The organism is Streptomyces caatingaensis (assembly GCF_001187435.1).
In the GTDB taxonomy this organism is placed as follows: domain Bacteria; phylum Actinomycetota; class Actinomycetes; order Streptomycetales; family Streptomycetaceae; genus Streptomyces; species Streptomyces caatingaensis.
The window spans coordinates 112,049-133,163 of record NZ_LFXA01000007.1; the positions used below are offsets into that span (position 1 = coordinate 112,049).

Annotated in this window: 16 protein-coding genes, 1 pseudogene and 2 riboswitches; of the genes and pseudogenes, 5 read left to right on the top strand and 12 right to left on the bottom strand. The window is 75.2% G+C overall.

The genetic code is table 11. The features are described 5' to 3' along the window. Positions 1-54: 54 nt before the first annotated feature. Entirely contained in the window at positions 55-780 is a 726-nt protein-coding gene (locus AC230_RS11640) for an HAD family hydrolase (RefSeq protein WP_049716068.1), read from the bottom strand. A 115-nt stretch (positions 781-895) separates the two neighbouring features. On the opposite strand from AC230_RS11640, the gene AC230_RS11645 reads away from it, so the two are divergent. The 5 genes from AC230_RS11645 (at position 896) to AC230_RS11665 (ending at position 6,630) form a co-directional block, all read left to right on the top strand. Continuing rightward, a complete protein-coding gene (locus tag AC230_RS11645; RefSeq protein WP_049716069.1) occupies positions 896-1,492 on the top strand; it encodes a glycoside hydrolase family 25 protein in 597 nt (198 codons plus the stop codon). A 299-nt stretch (positions 1,493-1,791) separates the two neighbouring features. Next, the gene (locus tag AC230_RS11650) at positions 1,792-2,790 is read left to right on the top strand and encodes a zinc-dependent alcohol dehydrogenase family protein (RefSeq protein WP_049716070.1); all 999 of its coding nucleotides are present in this window, start codon (positions 1,792-1,794) and stop codon (positions 2,788-2,790) included. 29 nt (positions 2,791-2,819) lie between these two features. Further along, positions 2,820-4,229 carry a xylulokinase gene (gene xylB / locus AC230_RS11655; RefSeq protein ID WP_049716071.1) on the top strand — a complete coding sequence of 470 codons (1,410 nt, stop codon included), beginning with the start codon at positions 2,820-2,822 and terminating at the stop codon, positions 4,227-4,229. 106 nt (positions 4,230-4,335) lie between these two features. Beyond that, on the top strand, positions 4,336-5,682 hold the full coding sequence (locus tag AC230_RS11660) for a glycoside hydrolase family protein (RefSeq protein ID WP_049716072.1): 1,347 nt from the start codon (positions 4,336-4,338) through the stop codon (positions 5,680-5,682). A 102-nt stretch (positions 5,683-5,784) separates the two neighbouring features. Further along, positions 5,785-6,630: a poly-gamma-glutamate hydrolase family protein gene (locus tag AC230_RS11665; RefSeq protein WP_053161130.1), complete on the top strand. Its 846-nt coding sequence runs from the start codon at positions 5,785-5,787 to the stop codon at positions 6,628-6,630. 42 nt (positions 6,631-6,672) lie between these two features. Here AC230_RS11665 and AC230_RS11670 read toward each other — a convergent pair whose 3' ends face one another. The 11 genes and pseudogenes from AC230_RS11670 to AC230_RS11715 form a co-directional block, all read right to left on the bottom strand. Continuing rightward, positions 6,673-7,758 (bottom strand): baeRF2 domain-containing protein, encoded by a 1,086-nt coding sequence (locus AC230_RS11670; protein ID WP_049716073.1) that lies wholly within the window; start codon positions 7,756-7,758, stop codon positions 6,673-6,675. Positions 7,759-7,836: 78 nt separating this feature from the next. Next, entirely contained in the window at positions 7,837-8,760 is a 924-nt protein-coding gene (locus tag AC230_RS11675) for a glycosyltransferase family 2 protein (protein ID WP_049716254.1), read from the bottom strand. Between the two features lie 114 nt (positions 8,761-8,874). Continuing rightward, a pseudogene (locus AC230_RS31020) lies at positions 8,875-9,753 on the bottom strand (glycosyltransferase family 2 protein); the annotation flags it as partial. A 176-nt stretch (positions 9,754-9,929) separates the two neighbouring features. Continuing rightward, positions 9,930-10,952, bottom strand: a complete 1,023-nt coding sequence (nrdF, locus tag AC230_RS11680; protein WP_078871167.1) for a class 1b ribonucleoside-diphosphate reductase subunit beta — start codon at positions 10,950-10,952, stop codon at positions 9,930-9,932. A gap of 14 nt (positions 10,953-10,966) precedes the next feature. After that, positions 10,967-13,093 (bottom strand): class 1b ribonucleoside-diphosphate reductase subunit alpha, encoded by a 2,127-nt coding sequence (gene nrdE, locus AC230_RS11685; RefSeq protein WP_049716074.1) that lies wholly within the window; start codon positions 13,091-13,093, stop codon positions 10,967-10,969. Next, positions 13,054-13,482 (bottom strand): class Ib ribonucleoside-diphosphate reductase assembly flavoprotein NrdI, encoded by a 429-nt coding sequence (gene nrdI, locus AC230_RS11690; protein ID WP_049716075.1) that lies wholly within the window; start codon positions 13,480-13,482, stop codon positions 13,054-13,056. Before nrdI ends, nrdE begins: the two co-directional genes overlap by 40 nt. 174 nt (positions 13,483-13,656) lie before the next feature. Beyond that, positions 13,657-13,892: riboswitch (cobalamin riboswitch) on the bottom strand. Between the two features lie 131 nt (positions 13,893-14,023). Beyond that, the gene (gene metE / locus AC230_RS11695) at positions 14,024-16,342 is read right to left on the bottom strand and encodes a 5-methyltetrahydropteroyltriglutamate--homocysteine S-methyltransferase (protein ID WP_049716076.1); all 2,319 of its coding nucleotides are present in this window, start codon (positions 16,340-16,342) and stop codon (positions 14,024-14,026) included. Positions 16,343-16,507: 165 nt separating this feature from the next. Further along, positions 16,508-16,732, bottom strand: a riboswitch (cobalamin riboswitch). A 57-nt stretch (positions 16,733-16,789) separates the two neighbouring features. Further along, entirely contained in the window at positions 16,790-18,514 is a 1,725-nt protein-coding gene (locus tag AC230_RS11700; protein WP_049716077.1) for an ABC transporter ATP-binding protein, read from the bottom strand. A 3-nt stretch (positions 18,515-18,517) separates the two neighbouring features. Continuing rightward, positions 18,518-18,934 carry a lasso peptide biosynthesis B2 protein gene (locus tag AC230_RS11705; RefSeq protein WP_049716078.1) on the bottom strand — a complete coding sequence of 139 codons (417 nt, stop codon included), beginning with the start codon at positions 18,932-18,934 and terminating at the stop codon, positions 18,518-18,520. Positions 18,935-18,968: 34 nt separating this feature from the next. Next, positions 18,969-19,238 (bottom strand): lasso peptide biosynthesis PqqD family chaperone, encoded by a 270-nt coding sequence (locus AC230_RS11710; protein WP_049716079.1) that lies wholly within the window; start codon positions 19,236-19,238, stop codon positions 18,969-18,971. Positions 19,239-19,247: 9 nt separating this feature from the next. Beyond that, positions 19,248-21,098, bottom strand: a complete 1,851-nt coding sequence (locus AC230_RS11715) for a lasso peptide isopeptide bond-forming cyclase (protein WP_049716080.1) — start codon at positions 21,096-21,098, stop codon at positions 19,248-19,250. Positions 21,099-21,115 lie beyond the last annotated feature (17 nt).

Sequence of the window (21,115 nt, forward strand, 5' to 3'; positions counted from 1 at the left end):
GCGCGGGGGCGGGGGCTGCCCCCCCCGCACGGGGCGGGGCGGGGAGAGATCCCCTCAAGGCGACTGACCTGCCGTCGTCGCCCCCGCCCGCTCCACCACGGGCAGCAGCCCGTCCCGTCGCTCCTCCACGGCCGGTGCGCCGTCCACGAGGAGGACATCGCACCCGAGGGCCGACGCGCCGCCGTCCGCGGCGGGGTTGTCCCCGACCATCAGGACGTCGGGCCCGGGGGCGAGCCCGAGTTGACGGCATGCTGCGGCGAAGAGGCGGGGGTCCGGCTTCTGGAGGCGGTGTTCGTAGGACAGGACGTAGGCGTCGACGAGGTCGTCGAGGCCGTGTGCGCGGAAGACGGGCCGCAGGTCCCAGCCGATGTTGCTCACCACGGCGATGCGGATGCCGTGCCGGCGCAGGGCGGTCAGGACCGGGACGGCGTCGGGGTAGGGGGCCCAGGCGGCCGGCTCCATGTGCCGGGCGTAGAGGGCGTCGTACAGGGCGGGCGACGGCAGCGGCACGCGGCGGGCGAGGCCGCCGTACGCCGCGCGGTGCTCCGCCGGGCCGAGGTCGCGCCGCTCCCAGGCGGGCGCGAGACGCGCGGGCACGGTACGCGGCGGCGGCCCGCCAGGGAGCGCGCCCGCGTCGGCCAACTCACCGGCCAGGCGGCGGAATTCCGGCTCGGGAAGCGCGAGGCCGCAGCGCCGCAGCGCGGCGCCCAGCCAGGACGCGGGGGACTCGATGTGGAAGAGGGTTCCGGAGAAGTCGAAGAGCACGCCTTTGACCGTCACGGGCGCCAGTCTGCCAGGGGGCTCCCGGAAGCGCCGCCGCGCGCCGATACTGCGTCGTGTACGCGCTACCGGCATGTACACGTAAAGCCTCGCATCGGCACGCAAGGGGACCGCCATGCTTCACGGCGTCGACGTCAGCAGCTACCAGAGCACCGACTACCCCATCTCCGGGCAGGACTTCGCCTTCGTCAAGGTCACCGAGGGCATGTCGTACACCAACCCCCGCTGGGTCGCCCAGCGCGACCACGCCCGCAGGGGCGGACTCGTCGTCGGCTACTACCACTTCGTGACGCCGGGGTCGATGTCCGCCCAGGCGAATCGTTTCCTCGGAAAGATCGCCTTACGCGAGGGCGACATCCTCGCCCTCGACTGGGAGCACACCGGCGTCCCCTGCGCCGACAAGGACCGCTGGCTCGCGCACGTCCGCGGCAAGGCGCCGGGCCACCGCGTCGTCCTCTACTGCAACCGGGACTTCTGGTTCCACCGCGACACCACCGCCGACGCGGGCGACGGCCTGTGGATCGCCGACCCGGCGCACCCGGCCGGGAAACCCGGGGTGCGGCACCCGTGGACGTTCCACCAGTACAGCATCTCGGGAGGGATCGACCGGAACGTCGCCCGCTTCTCCACCCGGGCACAGCTGAAGGCGTGGGCGCGCCGCCGCACCGGGTTCGAGGAGACGGGAGGAGAGGCGGGGCGGACGGAGAGCTGACACGCACTTGCGAAAACCGCACACGCACGGTGCGATGGTCGCGAGCGGATACCACGCAGCCCGGAGGAGCACACGTCGTGCGGACCCGTGGGACCGAGGCGGAGCGCCGCAGACGCGCGCTGCCGCACCAGGTCATGGAGGAAGGCGCGGTCCGCGTGGACGCGCTCCACCGACTCCCTGCGGAACGCCGGGCTGTCGGGCGAGGGCGGCGCCGCCGTCGCCTTCTCCTCGCCGACCGCCGTCAGCTCCGGGCGGCCACGACCTCGTCGTCACCACTCCTGAGAGGTGATCGCCCCGCCATGCGCGCACTGGTCATCGAGACCCCCGGCGAATTCTCCGTCCGCACCGTCCCGGATCCCACGCCCGGCCCCGGAGAGGTGGTCGTGAAGGTGGCCGCCGTCGGCATCTGCGGCACCGATCTGCACATAGTGCGGGGGGAGTTCGCGCCGACGCCGTACCCGATCGTCCCCGGGCACGAGTTCACCGGCGAGGTCGTCGCGCTCGGCCCGGGGGTGCGCGGGGTGCGCGCCGGCCAGGAGGTGGCCGTCGACCCGTCGCTGTTCTGCGGCTCCTGTCACTACTGCGCCGTCGGCCGCGGGAACCTCTGCGAGAACTGGGGCGCGGTCGGTGACACCGTGGACGGCGCGATGGCCGAGTACGTCAAGGTGCCGGCCGCCAACTGCCACCCGCTGCCGGAGAACGTGAGCCCCGCGCACGGCACGCTGATCGAGCCGCTGTCCTGCGCGGTGCACGCCTTCGACAGGCTGCCCCGCGAACTCGGCGCGCACTACCTGGTCTACGGCGCCGGGACCATGGGCCTGATGATGCTCCGGCTCGCCGCGCGCGCCGGGGCCGCCTCCGTGTCCGTCGTCGACGTCAACGAGCGGCGCCTGGCGGTCGCCGCGCGGCTGGGCGCGGACGCCGTGGCCACGAGCGCCGAGGAGCTGGACCGTCCGCAGGGCTGGGAAGTCGTGATCGACTGCACCGGCGCCGTCCCGGTGATCGAGGACGCGCTGCGGCACGTCCGCCGCGGCGGGACCTTCCAGGTGTTCGGCGTCGCGCCGGCCGGTGCCACCGCGTCGTTCTCCCCGTTCCGGATCTACAACGACGAGATCACCGTCGTCGGTTCGATGGCGGTGGTGCACAGCTTCGGGCGGGCCGTCGAGCTGATGGGCGAGGGCGTCCTCGACGCCGACACGATGATCACGCACAGCTTCGCGCTCGACGACTTCCCCGCCGCGCTGGAGACCTTCACCGGCGGCACGGGCCGCAAGATCCAGATCCGGCCGGCCGGTTGACAGCCGGCGGGGCGAGAGGGGAGGGGCAGGTGGCCGCCGTCGCCGGGGTGGACAGCTCCACCCAGTCCTGCAAGATCGTCGTCTGCGACGCCGGGACCGGTGAGGTGCTCCGCCGCGGGCGCGCCCCGCACCCCGAGGGCACCGAGGTGGCCCCCGAGGAGTGGTGGCGGGCGCTGTGCGCGGCGGGGGAGGGGCTGCTGGACGGCGTGGCCGCCGTCGCCGTCGCCGGGCAGCAGCACGGTCTGGTCGCCGTGGACGAGCGGGGGCGTACGGTCCGCGACGCCCTGCTGTGGAACGACACCCGGTCGGCCGCCGCCGCGGGGCGGCTCGTCGCCGAACTCGGCGGGCCCGACGCCTGGGCCGCGGCCACCGGCACCGTGCCCGTCGCCGCGATCACGGCCGCCAAGCTGCGCTGGCTCGCCGACCACGAGCCGGCGAACGCCGACCGCACCGCCTCGGTCATGCTCCCGCACGACTGGCTGACCTGGCGGCTGCGCGGAGGCGCCGAGGCGGAGGCGGAGCCCGTGACCGACCGCGGCGACGCGTCCGGCACCGGCTACTGGGCGCCCGCCGAGGGCCGTTACCGCCCCGACCTGCTCCGGCTCGCCTTCCGCGGCCGCGCCCCCCGCCTCCCGCGCGTCCTCGGACCCCGCGACGCCGCGGGCCGCACCCCGGGCGGTGCCCTGGTGGCCGCGGGCACCGGCGACAACATGGCCGCCGCCCTGGGCCTGGACATCGGCGACGGCGACGCCGTCGTCTCCCTCGGCACCAGCGGCACCGCCTTCGCCCGGTCCGCCCGGCCCACCGCCGACCCGTCCGGCGCGGTGGCCGGATTCGCCGACGCCACGGGGCGGTTCCTGCCCCTGGTCTGCACGCTCAACGCGGCCCGGGTGATGAGCTCGGCGGCCCGGATGCTCGGCACCGACCTGCCGGGGCTGGAACGGCTGGCGCGCCGGGCCGCGCCGGGCGCCGGCGGCCTCGTCCTCCTGCCGTACCTCGGCGGCGAACGCATGCCCGACCTCCCCGGCGCGGCCGGGAGTCTGCACGGGATGCGCGTCGCCAACACCACGCCGGAGAACCTCGCGCGGGCGGCGGTCGAGGGCATGCTGTGCGGCCTGGCGGACGCGCTCGACCGGCTGCGCGCGCGGGGCGTGCGCACCGGGCGGGTCCTGCTGACCGGCGGCGCGGCCCGCTCCCCGCTGGTGGGGGAGCTCGCCGCGCAGGTCTTCGGCGCCCCGGTGACCGTGCCCGAGCCGGACGAGTACGTGGCGCTCGGCGCCGCCCGGCAGGCGGCGTGGGCGCTCGACGGCGGCGCGGAGCCGCCGGCCTGGCGGACGGCGGGGGCCGTGGAGATCCCGGCGCCGGACGACGGGGGAGCGGCGGGGGCCGCGGTGCGCGCGGCGTACGCGGAGGCGCGCAGGGCGCTCCACGGCGTGTGACGCCCGGGGGAGCGCGGAGCAACTGCCCCGTGCCGTCCCGGCGTTCCCGCGGCGCGCGGCGAACGCGCATGGGAAATCCGGACGATCACGGATAGGGTTGCCCAATATGGGGCGAGTCGATCGAGTGCGGAAACGGCGGCTGACGGCCGCGCTGGGCGCGTGCGGCCTGGTCGTCCTGGCCCTGCCGTCGGCCCTGGGCGGAGGCGGCGGCAGGGGCGTGCCGCCCAAGGCGCGGCGGCAGCCCGCCGCGGAGCCGGGGTGGGGGGTGACGCACACCCGGTACACGGCGGACCACGGCCCGGCGGCCGCCACCCGGCGGGCGGCCGGCCTGCTCTCGGCGCGGTCCCTGCCGCAGAACCAGCACATCATGGGCTGGGGCGCGGAGAACCCCGAACCCTCCCCCGGGCACTACGACTTCGCCGCCCTGGACGAGCGCGTCGCGCTGATGCGGTCGACCGGCGCCACCCCCGTCCTGACCCTGTGCGGCGCCCCGGACTGGATGAAGGGCGGGCGCGCGGGGCACACCGACTGGTCCCGGCTGGAGACCGCGCCGGACCGCCGGCACTACGCGGACTTCGCGCGGCTCGCCGGGGTCGTCGCGCGCCGCTATCCGGACGTCCGGCACTTCCTCGTGTGGAACGAGCTGAAGGGGTTCTGGAACGACGACCGGAACCGCTGGGACCACGAGGGGTACACCGAGCTGTACAACCTCGTGTACGCCGAGCTGAAGCGGCGGGATCCGCGGAACCTCGTCGGCGGCCCGTACGTCGTGATGGACCACGAGCCGCCCGACGACGAGGACGGCTCGCCCGAGGTGCGCGGCGCCTGGGGCGCGCTCGACCGGCGCGCGGTCGATGCCCTGCGGTACTGGAACGCGCACAAGGCCGGCGCGGACTTCGTCGTCGTGGACGGCGCCAGCTACACCCGCGAGGGGCACCGGACCGTCCCCGACGAGTTCACGGCCACAGGGAAGTTCGCCGATGTCACCCGCTGGCTGACGGGCGTCACGGGGCTGCCGGTGTGGTGGGCCGAGTGGTACGTCGAACCGCCCGCCGACGACGGCCGGCCGGGCGGCCGGGACGGCTGGAGCGAGCGGCACCGCACCGCCGTCCAGGCCGTCGCGATGATGCGGCTCGCGGAGGGCGGCGCCTCCGCCGCGCTGTACTGGAACCCCCAGCGGCCCGGGGGCGACTGCCCCGGCTGTCTGTGGCGCGGCACGCACGGGGACGGCGGGGGCGGGGAGTTGCCGATGGGTCGGCTGCTGGGCCGCTTCGCGCGGGAGTTCCCGCCGGGCACCGCCTTCCGGCCGGTCGCCGCGCCGGCCGGGCTCCAGGTCCTCGCCGACGACGACGCCGTGCTCGTGGTGAACACCCGGCGGTGGCCCGTCGCGGCCCGGGTGGACGGGCGGACGCTGGGGCTCGCGCCGTACGAGGTGCGGTGGCTCGCCCGTTGAGGGCGCGGCGCGGGAGGTCTGCCGCGCCCGGCGATTGACCGCGGGTCAGGGGACGGGGGAGACTCGGCGGTCACCATCGGCCGACGATCACCCTGGAAGCGCATGTCCCCCTCCTCCTCCGCCAGCCGCAGAACGGTCCTCACCGCTCTCGCGATGACGCCCCTCCTCTCCGCGCTGGGCACCGGCACCGCCCGCGCCACGGGCGCCGACGACGTCTACGCCTCCAACACCGACCTGTACACCCGGCTGCCGAACGGCGAGGGCACCGACTACGCCCGCCGCTACCGGCGGCACGAGATGGCGGACGCGAGCCCCGAGAAGCGCTTCCCCTTCCAGCGCACGACCGTCATGGCCCTGCACGGCGGCGGCATCGAGGCCGGCACCTCCGAACTCTGCCTCGGCGTCGCCGGCTACCACCCCGCCACCCTCGAACGGGAGGCCGCGGACGGCCCCGTCCACGACTACTGGATGTTCGAGGGCCTGCGGAACGCGGACAACCGCGAGCTGCACGTCACCTCCAAGCACTGCGACGACCGCGTCGCCCTCGCCATGGCCGCCGGCAGCCTCAACGTCCTGAGCCTGCACGGCTGCACCGCCGCCCAGGCCGGCGCCCCCGCCTCCCGCCCCGAGGCCGTCGTGGTCGGCGGCCGCAACGCCGACTTCCGCCGCCACCTCACCGAGGAACTGCGCGCGGCCGGCTTCCAGACCGTCGACGGCACCAGGATCCCCGAACTGGCCGGCGACGACACCGACAACATCTGCAACCGCACCCTGCTCGGCAAGGGCGGACAGCTCGAACTCACCACCGAGCTGCGGCAGAGCATGTTCGGCACCTTCACCCGCCAGGGCCGGCCGAAGACCGCCAACGACACCTTCCGGCGCTTCACCGCAGCCTGCCGCGCGGCGATCGCCCGGCTGGAGGCCGGACCCGACCAGGTCGTCCTCTAGGCGGACGCCCCACGAGGACGGCGCGGCCCGCGCGGCGGCCGGTCACTCGCGCAGCAGCACCCCGACGCCGTCCGGCACGGACAGCAACTCCTCGGGAACGACGACCAGTTCGGCGCCCGTGCCCATGACGGACCACAGCAGCGCGTCCTCGCCGGCCTCCTCGCGGACGTCCACGGCCCGGAAGGCCCGCAGCTCCTCCTCGGTCAGCGCGATCTGCGGCGGCTCGGCGCCGGCCCACAGGCGGGCGGCGATCCGCGGCGGCGCGGTGACGAACACGGCCTCCGCCAGGCCCCGTTGCAGGGCCGAGACCACGGCGGGCAGCCCCTCGGACGCCCGGGGGCGCCGGTCCCGCTGCGCCCCGTAGCGGTGGAGGCGGCGGTGGTCGTCCGCGTTGAGGCGCCCCGCGAGCAGGCCGAGGAGCCCGGTCTCCAGGAGCGCCCGCCCCTCCTCCGCGACCGCGGCGCCCGGGACCGTGACCAGCGTCTCGCGCACCCGCCGCGGCAGCCGGTTCACCAGCACCCCGCGCGCCTCCTCGGCCCCGGCGCCGGCGGACACGACGACCACCTCGGCGTCCCCCCGGCCGGCCAGCTCCTCCACCTGCCGGGCGAGGTCGGGCGCCGCCCGCCGCCACGCCCCGGCGGGCACGCGGTGGACCTCGCAGGGGCCGGGCAGGACCCGGCTCAGGGGCCAGCGCCCGTTCTCCACCGCGGCGACCACCTCCGCCGGGCCCTCCGTCTCCCCGCCGGCGAGGAGTTCGAGGGCCACGACCGCGTACGGGATGTCGGGCGCGCACTGCACGGCCAGCGGCAGGGCGTGCGGCAGGCGGCCGAACCGGGCCACGTCGCGCGGCGGCGGCTCGGGCAGCTCCCCGGCCAGCACCAGCCGGCCGCGCGCCGCGAACAGTGCCTGCCCGTGCCGCCCGGCCACCGCGCGGTCGGCGCCGACCACGTCCGCCAGGGCCTCGACGGTCGCCTCGTCCGCGCCGCCGGCGACGAGGTCGTCGCGCAGGTGCCGCCAGCGCAGGGCGGTGGCCCGCTCGGGGTCGGCGACGTCCCGGGAGGTGTCCAGGTAGACGGCGGCCCAGGGGCCCGGCTGCTCGTACAGCCGGTCGAGCAGCGACAGCCTCACGGCACCTCCTGTTCGCGGACGGGCCGGCCCGGACGGCCCCTCGCTCCACGCTCACACGGGGCCCCGCCCTCCGCACGCTCAGCCGACGTAGCGGCGGGCGGCCGACACCCGCTGTGGTGCTTCCAGCAGCCGGAGGCGTTCCTCGACGGCCGGGGGCACCGGGCGCCGCTCGCGCAGCACCCAGGGCAGCCCGGCGGCCGCCTCGGCGAAGGCGCGCAGCGAGGTCGCGTCGCGCGGGACCGTGCGGGCCAGGTGGAGGGTGCGCCGCAGGGCGGCGGGCACCGGGCGGCGCAGCCAGGTGAACCACAGGGTGTTGCGGATGCCGTGCCGGCGGCGCAGGCGCGGGTCGCGGCTGGGCGACGGGCGGTGGTGGACGGTCAGTTCGTCGGCGTAGCCGAGCCACCAGCCGGCGGCGGCCAGGTCCGCGGCCATGAGCTCCTCCTCGCCGCCGAGCCACAGGCGCGGCGAGAACCCGCCGGCGGCCCGGAACGCGTCGGTGCGCAGCACGGTGGCGGCCGCGAGGAAGGAGCCGAGGGCGGGGCCGGGCAGCCAGGGCGGGCGGGGCAGGGGCGAGTCGCGCAGCTCGGCGACGATCGGGTCCTCGTACGGCTCGCCCGGCGGCCGGCCGTCGGCGGGGCGGGCGTGGACGAGGATGCGGGCGGTGACCGAGACGAGCCCCGGGTGGCGGTCCAGCAGGTCGGCGGCGGCGCTGAGCGAGCCGGGCTCCCACCACGAGTCGTCGTCGCAGAAGGCGAGGTAGGGGGTGGTGACCAGGCGGGCGGCGAGGTTGCGGCCGACGGCGCCCAGGTTGCGGCCGGGCGTGAGCAGGCGCATCCGGGGGTGCCGCGCGCGGACCGCGTCGGCGGTCCCGTCGGCGGAGGCGTTGTCGACCACGATCACCGGCGGGCGCTCGGGGAGCGCGGCCAGCCGGCCGAGCGTGTGGAGGAGCTCGTCGCGGCGGTTGTGGGTGATGACGACGACGGTGGTGCGGTGGTCGGTCACGGCCGGTCCCCCTGACGGCGCCGCCGCTGCGCGGCGTGGGCCGGGGCCGGGGCCGGGGGCCGGCCCGGCGGCCACCGCCCCCGCCCCGGGCCGCGGCGGCGCGGGGCCGGGGCTCTCCAGGAGCCGCAGGGCGTGTTCGACGGCGGGCGGTACGGGGCGGCGGCGGGCGGTCGCGGCGGGCAGGCGGCGCAGGGCGGAGGCCAGCGCGGCGCGGGCCTCGCGGTCGGCGGGGCAGGCGCGGACCAGCGACCACGTCGCGCCGAGGGCGCGGGGCCACGGCCGGCGCATCCACAGGGTGAGCAGCTCGTTGCGCAGGAGCCTGGCCGTGCGGCCGGCGCGCGGGCCGGGCTCGGGGTCGTGCCGGGCGACGACGCCGGGGCAGTACGCGAGCCCCCAGCCCCGGCACGCCAGGTCGAGGGCGAGGAGGGACTCCTCGCCGCCGAAGTGCAGCAGCGGGTCGAAGCCGCCCACGTCGAGGAACGCGGCCCGGCGCACCACGGCCGCGCAGGCGAGGAACCCCAGCACCGACGGCCCCGGCAGGTCGGCGGCGCGGCCCAGGGGCGAGGCGGCCAGCACCTGGTTGATCGGGTCCGGGCGGCCGTCGGGGCCCACCCGGGTCGCGGCGGCGACCAGACCCAGACGGGGATGGGCGCCGAAGAGCCCGGCGGCCCGGGCGAGCGAGCCCGGCTCCCACCACGAGTCGTCGTCGGAGAACGCCACGTAGGGCGTGGTCAGCGTCTCGGCGCCCAGGGTCCGCCCGGCCGCGCCGAGGTTGCGCCCGACGTCCAGGAGCCGCACGCCCGGGTGGGCGGCCCGTACGGCGTCCGCGGTGCCGTCCGCGGAGCCGTTGTCCACCACGACGACGGGCGGCCGTTCGGGGAGCGCCGTCAGCCGGCCGAGCGTGTCCAGCAGCCGGTCGCGCCGGTCGCGGGTGATGACCACGACGCCGACCCGGGCGGCGGCGGTGCTGTGGATTCCGGGCACGCAGGTCACCTCCGCCGACCCGGGTACCCCTCCCGTCCCACCGCACGCGGGATCGTCCCCCGGAATCCCGGATTCCCGTCGCGAGGGGACGACCCGGCCGAGGAGGAGCCCGAACCGGACGCCGGCGAGCCGCCCGACCCCGACGGACCGCCCGACCCCGACGACCCCGGCTGAGCCCCGGGCCCTCAGAAGTCCCAGTCGTCGTCCGCCGTGTCCTCCGCCTTGCCCATCACGTAGGACGAGCCGGAGCCCGAGAAGAAGTCGTGGTTCTCGTCCGCGCCCGGCGAGAGCGCCGCCAGGATCTCCGGGTTGACCTCGGTCTCCTCCGGGCCGAAGCGCGCCGGGTACCCCAGGTTCATCAGGGCCTTGTTCGCGTTGTAGCGGACGAAGACGGCCACGTCGTCCATCAGCCCGAGCGGCTCGTACAGCTCGCCCGAGTACCGGAGTTCGAGCTCGTACAGCTCCTCCAGCAGGCCGTGGGTGAAGTCGCGCATCTCCTCGCGGCCGGCGGCCGTGCGCTGTTCCAGGCCGCGCTGGTACTTGTAGCCGGAGTAGTAGCCGTGCACCGCCTTGTCGCGCAGGATCAGCCGGATCATGTCGGCGGTGTTGGTGAGCAGCGCGTGGGTGGAGAAGTGCAGCGGCAGGTAGAAGCCCGCGTACAGCAGCAGGGACGACAGCAGGGTGGAGGCGACCTTCCGCTTGAGCGGGTCGTCGCCGTAGTAGTGCCGCAGGACGGTCTTGCAGCGCTGCTGGAGCACGTCGTTGTCCACCGCCCAGCGGTAGGCGTCGTCGATCTCCGGGGTGGTGGAGAGGGTGGAGAAGACGGACGAGTAACTGCGGGCGTGCACGGCCTGCATGAAGGCGATGTTGGTGTAGACCGCCTCCTCGTGCTCGGTGCGCGCGTCCTGGATCTGCACGATCTCGCCGACCGTGGCCTGGACGGTGTCGAGCATGGTCAGCCCGGTGAACACCCGCATGGTCAGGGTGCGTTCGCCGTCGGTCAGCCGCTGCCGCCAGGCGGTGAGGTCGTTGGAGAGCGGCACCTTCTCGGGCAGCCAGAAGTTGGCGGTGAGCCGGTTCCACACCTCCAGGTCCTTCTCGTCGGTGACGCGGTTCCAGTTGACCGGGCGCAGCCGGGCGGCCGGGTCGCGGCGGAAGGCCGGGGGAGTGACCGACAGGTCGGTCAGGGGGGCGGGGGAGGTGGTCATCGTCGGTACGTTCCTCACAGTGCGCAGGACAGGCAGTTCTCGATCCCGGTGCCGGCCAGCGCCTCCTGGCGGAGCCGGATGTAGTAGAGCGTCTTGAGGCCCTTGCGCCAGGCGTGGATCTGCGCCTTGTTCAGGTCCCGGGTGGTGGCGGTGTCACGGAAGAAGAGGGTGCAGCTCAGCCCCTGGTCGACGTGCCGGGTGGCCGCCGCGTACGTGTCGATGATCTTCTCGGGGCCGATCTCGTACGCGTCCCGGAAGAACTCCTGGTTGTCGTCGTCCATGTGCGGCGCCGGGTAGTAGACGCGGCCGAGCTTGCCCTCCTTGCGGATCTCCACCCTGGCGGCGACCGGGTGGAGGGAGGCGGTGGCGTCGTTGATGTAGCTGATGGAGCCGGTGGGCGGGACGGCCTGGAGGTACTGGTTGTAGATGCCGTGCTCCCGGACGGAGTCCCGCAGTGCGCGCCAGTCGTCCCGGGTGGGCAGGCGCACCCCCGCCTCGGCGAACAGGGCGCGCACCCGCGCGGTGGCCGGCTCCCACACCCGCTCGGTGTACTTCTCGAAGTACGAGCCGTCGGCGTACGCCGAGTCCTCGAACCCGTCGAAGGCCGTGCCGCGTTCGATCGCGATCCGGTTCGAGGCGCGCAGCGCGTGGTAGGTCACCGCGTAGAAGTACATGTCGGTGAAGTCGACGCCCTCCTCGCTGCCGTAGTGGACGCGCCGCGAGGCGAGGTAGCCGTGCAGGTTCATCTGGCCGAGGCCGATGGCGTGGGAGAGGGCGTTGCCGCGGGCCACGGACGGCACGGCGTCGATGTGCGACTGGTCGGAGACCGACGTCAGCCCGCGCACCGCGGTCTCCACGGTCGCGCCGAAGTCCGGGGAGGCCATCGCGGCGGCGATGTTCAGCGACCCCAGATTGCAGGAGATGTCCCTGCCGACCGTCTCGTAGCCGAGCGACGCGTCGTACGTACTGGGCGTGTTGACCTGGAGGATCTCCGAGCAGAGGTTGGACATGTTGATCCAGCCGGGGATCGGGTTGGCCCGGTTGACCGTGTCCTCGAACAGCAGGTACGGGTAGCCCGACTCGAACTGCAGCTCCGCGACCGTCTTGAAGAACTCCCGTGCGCGCAGCGTGGACTTGCGGACGCGCGGGTTGGCGACCAGCTCGTCGTAGAGTGCGCTCACCGACAGGTCCGACAGCGGCCTGCCGTACTCGCGCTCGACGTCGTACGGCGAGAACAGGTGCATGTCCTCGTCGCGCTTGGCGAGTTCGAAGGTGACGTCGGGGACCACCACGCCCAGCGAGAGCGTCTTGATGCGGATCTTCTCGTCCGCGTTCTCCCGCTTGGTGTCCAGGAACCGCATGATGTCCGGGTGGTGGGCGTGCAGGTACACCGCGCCCGCGCCCTGCCGGGCCCCGAGCTGGTTGGCGTACGAGAAGGAGTCCTCCAGCAGCTTCATCACCGGGACGACCCCCGACGACTGGTTCTCGATCTTCTTGATCGGGGCGCCCTGTTCGCGCAGGTTGGTCAGCAGCAGGGCCACGCCGCCGCCACGCTTCGAGAGCTGGAGCGCGGAGTTGACGCCGCGTCCGATGGACTCCAGGTTGTCCTCGACACGCAGCAGGAAGCAGGAGACCAGCTCGCCGCGCTGCGCCTTCCCGGCGTTGAGGAACGTGGGGGTGGCCGGCTGGAAGCGGCCCGTCATCATCTCGTCCACCAGCCGCGACGCCAGGGCCTCGTCACCGGCGCCCAGGTACAGGGCGGTGGCGACGACCCGGTCCTCGTACCGCTCCAGGTAGCGCGAGCCGTCGAAGGTCTTCAGCGCGTACGACGTGTAGAACTTGAAAGCGCCCAGGAAGGTGCGGAAGCGGTGCCCGTGCGCGTACGCCCGCCGGTACAGGCCCTTGACGAACTCCGCGTCGTGGCGCCGGAACGGCGCCTCCTCGTAGTAGTCGTTCGTGATCAGGTGGTCGAGCTTCTCCTCCAGCGACGGGAACACCAGGGTGTTCGGGTTCACCTGCTGGAGGAAGAACTGCCGGACGGCCTCGCGGTCCTTGCCGAACTGGATCCCGCCGTGGCAGTCGTACATGTTCAGCATCGCGTTCAGCGCGTGGTAGTCCCTGCGCGCGAGTGTCGTGTCCAAAACTTCCGAAGTCCTTCCCTCACGGCACGGACGTCGCGTTCCGTGCCCAGCAGTTCGAATCGGTACAGCTCCGGGACCCCGCACTTCGCCGAGACGACCCGTCCCGCGAGGCAGTAGTCCGCGCCGAAGTTGGTGTTGCCGGAGGCGATCACGCCCCGCAGCAGGGCCCTGTTGGCCTCGATGTTCAGGAAGCGGATCACCTGCTTGGGGACCGCGCCCCCCGGCGCGCCGCCGCCGTACGTCGGCACGACCAGCACGTACGGCGCGGTGACCGCCGGCACGCCCTCGCGGTGCGGGTGCAGGGGGATCCGCGTGGCGGGCAGCCCCAGCCGCTCCACGAACCGCTTGGTGTTCTCCGAGACGCTGGAGAAATACACGAGACCGCTCATCGGCCGCCGCCTCCTCTCGCTCGCTCCCACGTCGTCCGTCCGAGGACCGGGAGGGCGGGGGCGTCGCGGCGGGTGCGAACGGGCGCCGGGGCGGCGGAAGAAGACACACCCGTCCCGGACCGTGCGACTGCCACGCGGCCCTCCCTCGGGGCCTCGGAGCGCGTACGCCGTTCCTCGGCGCACGCGCCGGTGGCAGGTCTTCGGACTCGCGGGCACGCCCCGGCCGTACGCGCATGGGTACGGAGGACTTCTACTGGCCGTCGCTTCCCGGGCCCGCGGGCCGGGCCCAGTGCTCATGACGGCGGTCGTTCCACGCTCACCGCTGCGGGGCAGTCCCGGACTTCCACCGGATTCCCTCTTGCCTCGCCCGGCACGGCAGTGCCCGGCGAACCACCAGCACCGCCAACACTACATGGAGGAACGAGCGGGTGATGCCACCCCCACATGTTGTGGTGCACGGGCCGGACGGGGCATCCCGCACGCGGGCATGCCGAAGAAGGGGCGCGCGAACGCCCCTTCTCCGGCGGGCCGGTTCAGGCGGTCAGGACCCCGCGACCTCCCCGCGGACGGTCCGGGCCGCGGCGACCAGGTTCTCCAGCGAGGCCCGCGTCTCGGGCCAGCCGCGGGTCTTCAGCCCGCAGTCGGGGTTCACCCACAGCCGCTCGGCGGGAATGGCCTCAAGTCCCGTGCGCAGCAGGGACGCCGCCTCCTCCGCGCTCGGAACCCGCGGGGAGTGGATGTCGTACACCCCCGGCCCGGCCTCGCGCGGATAGCCGTGCGCGGCCAGCTCGCGCGCCACCTGCATGTGGGAGCGGGCCGCCTCCAGGCTGATGACGTCGGCGTCCAGGTCGTCGATGGCCTCGACGATGTCGCCGAACTCCGCGTAGCACATGTGCGTATGGATCTGGGTGACGGGCCGCACGCCGCCCGTGGTCAGCCGGAACGCCTCCGTCGCCCAGGCCAGGTACGCCGGGCGGTCGGCGGCCCGCAGCGGCAGCGTCTCCCGCAGCGCCGGCTCGTCCACCTGGATCACCGACGTGCCGTACGCCTCCAGGTCGTTGACCTCGTCCCGCAGGGCGAGGGCGACCTGCCGGGCGGTCTCGGCCGCCGGCTGGTCGTCACGGACGAAGGACCAGGCCAGCATGGTGACCGGACCGGTGAGCATGCCCTTGACGGGCCGGCTCGTCAGCGACTGCGCGTACGTCGTCCAGCGGACCGTCATCGGCTCCGGCCGGGAGATGTCGCCGGCCAGGATCGGCGGACGCACGTACCGGGTCCCGTAGGACTGCACCCAGCCGTGCTGCGTCGCCAGGTAGCCCTTCAGCTGCTCGGCGAAGTACTGGACCATGTCGTTGCGTTCGGGCTCGCCGTGCACCAGCACGTCCAGGCCGGTCTTCTCCTGGAAGGAGATCACCTCCTGGATCTCCGCCCTGATCCGCTCCTCGTAGCCCTCCGCGTCGATGCGGCCCGCGCGCAGGTCGGCCCGCGCCGTGCGCAGTTCGGCGGTCTGCGGGAAGGAGCCGATGGTCGTCGTCGGCAGCAGCGGCAGCCCGAGGTGCGCCCGCTGGGCGGCGGCCCGCGCGGCGTACGGCTGCGAGCGGCGGGCGTCGGCCTCCGTCACGGCGGCGGCACGGGCCCGCACGGCGGGGTCGTAGGTGATCGGCGAGTTCGAACGGGACGCCAGGTCGGCCCGGTTGGCGGCGAGCTCGGCGGTGATCGCGCCGGTGCCCCGGGAGAGGCCCTTGGCGAGGGTGACGACCTCGGCCGCCTTCTGCCGCGCGAAGGCCAGCCAGCGCAGGATCTGCGGCTCGATGTCCCGCTCGGCCGCCGCGTCCAGGGGCACGTGCAGGAGGGAGCAGGAGGCCGCGACGTCGACCCGGTCGGCGAGACCGAGCAGAGTGCCCAGCGTCGACAGGGACTTCTCCAGGTCGTTGACCCAGATGTTGCGGCCGTCCACCACGCCCGCGACCAGGCGCTTGCCGGGCAGCCCGCCGACGCGCGCCAGCGCGTCCAGGTTGGCGGCGGCGCGCTCCGTGAAGTCCAGGGCGAGCCCCTCGACCGGGGCCGCGGCCAGCACCGGCAGCGCGTCGCCCAGCCGGTCGAAGTACGAGGCGACCAGGAGCTTCGGCCGGTCGGTGAGCGCGCCGAGGTCCCGGTAGGCCCGCGCGGCCGCGTTGAGTTCGGCCCGGGACCGGTCCTGCACCAGGGCCGGCTCGTCCAGCTGCACCCACTCGGCGCCGGCCGCCCGCAGGTCGGCGAGGACCTCGGCGTACACCGGCAGCAGCCGGTCCAGCAGGGTCAGCGGGTCGAAGTCCGCCGCCACGCCCGGCGCGGGCTTCGCCAGCAGGAGATAGGTGACGGGCCCGACGAGCACGGGCCGGGCGGCCAGGCCCAGGCCGAGGGCCTCGCGCAGCTCCGCCACCTGCTTGGCCGGGTCGGCCGTGAACACCGTGTCCGGTCCCAACTCCGGCACGAGGTAGTGGTAGTTCGTGTCGAACCACTTCGTCATCTCCAGCGGCGCCACGTCCTGGGTGCCGCGCGCCATGGCGAAGTAGCCGTCCAGGGCGTCGGCCTCGACGGCCGCGCGGTGACGTGCCGGGACCGCCCCCACCATGACGGTGGTGTCCAGGACGTGGTCGTAGTACGAGAAGTCACCGGTCGGCACCTCGTGGATGCCGGCCGCGGCGAGCTGTTCCCAGTTCGCGCGGCGCAGTCCGGCGGCCGTGGAACGGAGGGCGTCCGCGCCGACGCGGCCCTTCCAGTACCCCTCGACGGCCTTCTTCAGCTCCCGGTCCGGACCCTGACGGGGGTAGCCGTACACGGTGGCCCGTGCTGCCGCGGCTGCGGGCTTGGTGGTCACGGAGATCTCCTTCGCGAGACGGATCCCTGAGGTCCCGGTGACGGGACGAGAGCGCGAAGGGGTGACGGACCGGACGGCGCGGGCGTGCGCGGCAAGGCACGGTGCGACCGTCTGGTATGTACGCCGACCCGCCCTCGAGGTCACCGGTTGTCCGCGCACGAGTGTTTCGCGCACGGGCGGCCGGCAGGTCTTCGGACTCGCGGGCGCGTCCCCCTGACATGGGAGACTCCTACTGGCCGTCGCTTCCCAGGCCCTCCGTACTCGGGCCCAGTGCTCATGACGGCGGTCGTTCCCGCTCACCGCTGCGGGGCAGTCCCGGATTCCCACCGGGTTCCCTCTTGCGACGCCCCCGCCTGGCGGACGGGGCGAACCGGCTGCACGCGTCAGCTTAGGGGGTGGGACGGGTACTTGGCGCCCGGTCGGGAAGGTGATCCGGAACACGCGGCCTCAGGACGTGAGCAACTGCGTCCGCGCCAGCGACGCGTACAGGCCGTCCCGGGCGAGCAGTTCGCCGTGCGAGCCGACGGCCCGCACCCGGCCCGCCTCCATGACCACGATCCGGTCGGCCGACGTCACGGTGGACAGCCGGTGCGCCACCACCAGGACCGTCGTGTCCCGGGCGGCGGCCGCGATGGTGGCGCGGAGCGCGGCCTCGTTCGCGGCGTCGAGCTGGGAGGTGGCCTCGTCCAGGAGCAGCAGCCCGGGGCGGCGCAGCAGGGCGCGGGCGATGGCCACCCGCTGGCGCTCCCCGCCGGAGAGCCGGCTGCCGCGGTGGCCTACCGCCGTGTCCAGCCCCCGGGGCAGCCGCGCGACCACCTCGTCCAGCCGGGTCAGGCGCAGGACCCGCGCGATGTCCGCGTCGGGACAGCCGGCCGTGCCGAGCGTGAGGTTGTCGCGCAGGGTCCCCGCCAGGACGGGCGCGTCCTGCTCGACGTACCCGATGCGGGCCCGCAGCCGGGCCAGCGGCCAGTGCCGCACGTCCTCGCCGTCCAGCAGGACGCACCCCGAACCCGGCTCGTAGAACCGCTCGATCAGGGACAGCAGCGTCGTCTTGCCCGCGCCGGACGGCCCGACGAAGGCCGTCAGCCCGCGCGCGGGAACGGCGAAGGAGACCGCGCGGTGGACGGGGCGCGCCCCGTACGCGAAGCTGACCTCGCGGAAGGCCACGGCGACGGGCGGCCCCGGCTCCCCGGCGCCCTCCACCCGTTCCACCTCCAGCCGCTCCGCGTCCGCGATGCGCAGCGCGGCCGCCGACGCGACCTGGAACTGTCCTACGCCCTCCACCACTTGACCGACCCGGGGGGCCAGTGCGAAGAGGTACAGCAGGAACGCGACGAGCGTGGAGACGCCGATGGCCCCCGAGGCGACCCGTGCGCCGCCCACCCCCAGCACCACCAGGAAGCAGATCTGGAGCACCACGGCCGTCGCCGTCGCCGACACCGACTCCCAGGCGGCGGCCCGCACCCCGGTGCGCCGGGCCTCCTCGGCGGCGCGCTCCAGGGCCTCGGTCTCCCGGCGCTCGGCGCCGGACGCCTTGACGGTGCGGAAGGCGCCCAACGCCCGTTCCAGCGAGGCCCCGAGGCGGCCCACCGCCTCCTGCGTGTCGCGGGTGGCCCGGCCGATCGCGGGGGCGACGAGCGCGACGAGGACGCCGACGAAGGCGACGACGCCCAGGGTGGCGCAGAGCAGCACGGGGTCGAGGACGCCCATCATGACGACGGTCGCCACCGTCATCAGCGTCCCGTTGACCGCGGCGGACACCGCGAGCGGGGCGGCCTGGCGCAGCAGCGTCGTGTCGGACGTCAGCCGGGCGATCAGGTCGCCGGGTTCGGTGGTGTCGACCACGGGGACCCGCAGCCGCGGCAGGCGGTGGGCGAGCCGGCCGCGCGCCGCGCGCACGACGGCCTCGGCCGAGCACTGCAGGACGTAGTACCCCAGCCCCGCGAGCACCGCCCCGGCGACCACCAGCAGGCTGAGGAGCAGGACGGGCCCGATGGCCGCGTGCCCCCGGCCCAGGTCGTCCACCATGCGCCGGGCGGCGAGCGGCTGGGCCAGGCCCAGGACGCCGCCCGCCAGGCCGACGGCGACGCCCGCGGCCATGCGGCCCCGCTGCGGGCGCAGGTGGCGGAGCAGGGCCCGGTGGGCCGGGCCGCCGGGTGCCGGTGCCCTCATCGCTCACTCCACGCGGAAGAAACACTGGAAGTAGCCGGCCGGCGCGTCCTCGCCCACCAGGACGCCGTCGGCCTCCACCCACGCGTGCGCGGCGAACGGCGGCCGGGTGCGCACGCCCACGCACCAGGTGGCCCACCGGCCGTCCCACCGGCACAGCAGCACCGTGGCCAGGGAGCGCGCCAGGCAGCCCTTCTGCCCGCCGGCCGCCAGGCTCACGGCGAGCACCGTCTCCCGCGCGGAACCCGCCTCGGCGGGCGTGGCGGGCGGGACGGTGCCCCGCAGCCGGGCGAGGACCGCGCGGATGCGGTGCGGCGGCAGCAGCGTCAGCAGCCGGGCGCCCCCGACGGCGAGCCGCGCCGCGAGGCGGCGGCCGAGCGGAACGGCGCGCGGGTCGTAGGGGAGCGCTTCATGGGTCGACATGCGGGCCTCCAACGGGCGGCGCCGGCGGGCGCGTTCAGGAAGCGGCGACGAGGCCGGCGGCGCGCAGCTCCGCCACGACGCGGCGGACGTCCTCGCCCGCCGTCTCCGGGTCCACGTCCTCGTACCGCTCGGTCAGCAGCTCGGCCGCCCGCCCGGTGCCGTGCCCGTCGAGCAGCGTGCGCAGGACGAGCGCGGCGGTCGGGTTGAGCGTCCAGTACTCGGCGGTCCTCTCGTCGAGGAGGGCCATGCCGTACTCGGTCTCGGTCAGCAGGACGCCGGGTTTCAGCGTGAGCGTTTCCGCCATGTCGTTCCGTCACCTCGTTCCGTCGGCCGTGGCCGGGCGGGGGGCCGGCTCGCGGCTGCGCAGCCACACTTCGCAGGCGATCGTGGGGTGGAGCGTTCCGCTGCCGGTCTCCGCCGGGAGGGAGCGGCGGCACCAGTCGCGCAGGACGGCCTGGTCGACGACGCCGAGCCGGGCCAGCCGCGCGTCGTCGCACAGGGCGAGCAGGGACCGGCGGTGGTCGCGCAGCCCCGCCTCCTCCTCGAAGGTGGCGTTCGCCTTGGTGGCGCGGGTGCGGCTGCCCTCGGGGACGATGCCGCGCATGGCCTCGGCGACGAGCGGCTTGTACCGCCAGGGGGTGATCCGTTCGGCGGGGCGGACGGAGAGGGCGGCCTCGATGACGCGGACGTCGTAGTAGGGGGCGGAGACCGCGATGCCGAGCGGGGCCGCCATCTGCCCGATGTGGCGGGCCCATTGGGAGATGCCGTCCATGGCGACCAGCTCGCGGTGCTCGCCGCGGTTCCTGCCGCGCGGCCGGACGGGACCGTCGGCGCGCAGGCGTTCGCGGACCGCGGCGACGGCGTCGTCCGTCGCCCAGGGCGGCATGCGGGGCGGCACCGACCAGTCGAGCAGGGGCTCGTCGGGGGCGGCCGCCGGGGCCGTGAGGTCGCGGGCGACCCGCTCGGCCCAGGACCGGTAGGGGCGCCGGTCGAGCAGCTGCCGCAGCGTCCGGCGGCGCGACCACTGGTACTTGGCGGCGTATCCGCGGACGGCGCGCAGGGCGGTGCGGGGGTGGGCGAGGAGCAGGCCGTGCAGCCGGGCGGGGGTGCCGGCGAGGAGTTCGTCGCCGCCGAGCCCGGTGAGGTGCAGCCGGGATCCGCGGGCCGCGGCGCGTTCCACGATGCCCATGCGGCGGTTGCGGTCGACGGTGAGGATGCTGGGGGTGTCCAGCACGTCGGCGAGGGTGTCGATCCCGTCGAAGGTCAGCGCCACGTCGCCGGCGGGTACGACGTGGTGCTCGACGCCGTCCAGGGCCCGGACGGTCCGCTCGGCCCAGTACACGTCGTCGCCGGCCGTGTCGTGCAGCGCGGCGGTGTAGGCGACGATCCGGGCGTCGCCGCGAACGGCCGTGCAGCATACGGCCGTCGAGTCCAGCCCGCCCAGGTCCGTGCTGACCACGCCGGGCCCGAGGGTGCGGATCCCGACCGCCTCGACGAGCGCGTCCCGCAGCCGGGCGGCCCCTTCGGCGAGGGGCAGGACCGGGTCGGGCGGCGACCACCAACGCGCCGTGCGGACGCGTCCGTCGGCGCGCAGCGTGAGGTGGTGGCCGCCCGGGACGGCGTGCACGCCCCGCCAGAGGGGCTCGCCCGCCCAGGGGTACGGCGTGCCGGGCGTGAGCAGGGCGAGGGCGACGCGGCCCTCGTCCAGCGCGGCGCCGGTGAGTTCGGCGAGGACGTCGGCCCGGTCGGCGGCGACGCCCACCCCGCCGGCGGCGGCGCGGAAGACCCGGCGCAGGCCCACCGCGCAGCCCCGTACGCGGACGCCGCCGGGGCCGGCGGCGACGAGGTGGAAGCTGCCGGGCCAGTCGGCGGCCCGGTCGAGCGCGTCGAGCGAGCCGGCCCGGGCGGCCGCCGCGGCGGCCCGTCCGGCCTGCCGCGGGGTGACGGCGTGCTCGCCGGTCACCGCGACGCGGAAGCCGCCGTGTTCGCCCACCGTCATGGTCGCGGGATCCCAACGGCCCATCAGCCAGGGCCTTCCGGACGCGTGCCGGAGCGTGCGGTGCGCGTGGGGGCGGGCGGCGCGGGCGAGGGGGGCCGCCGCGCCGGTGTCGGGGAGGACGACGAACCAGGCGGGGACGGTCCGGAGGGAGAGGGTCTGCTCCATGGTCGGTCGCGTCCTCC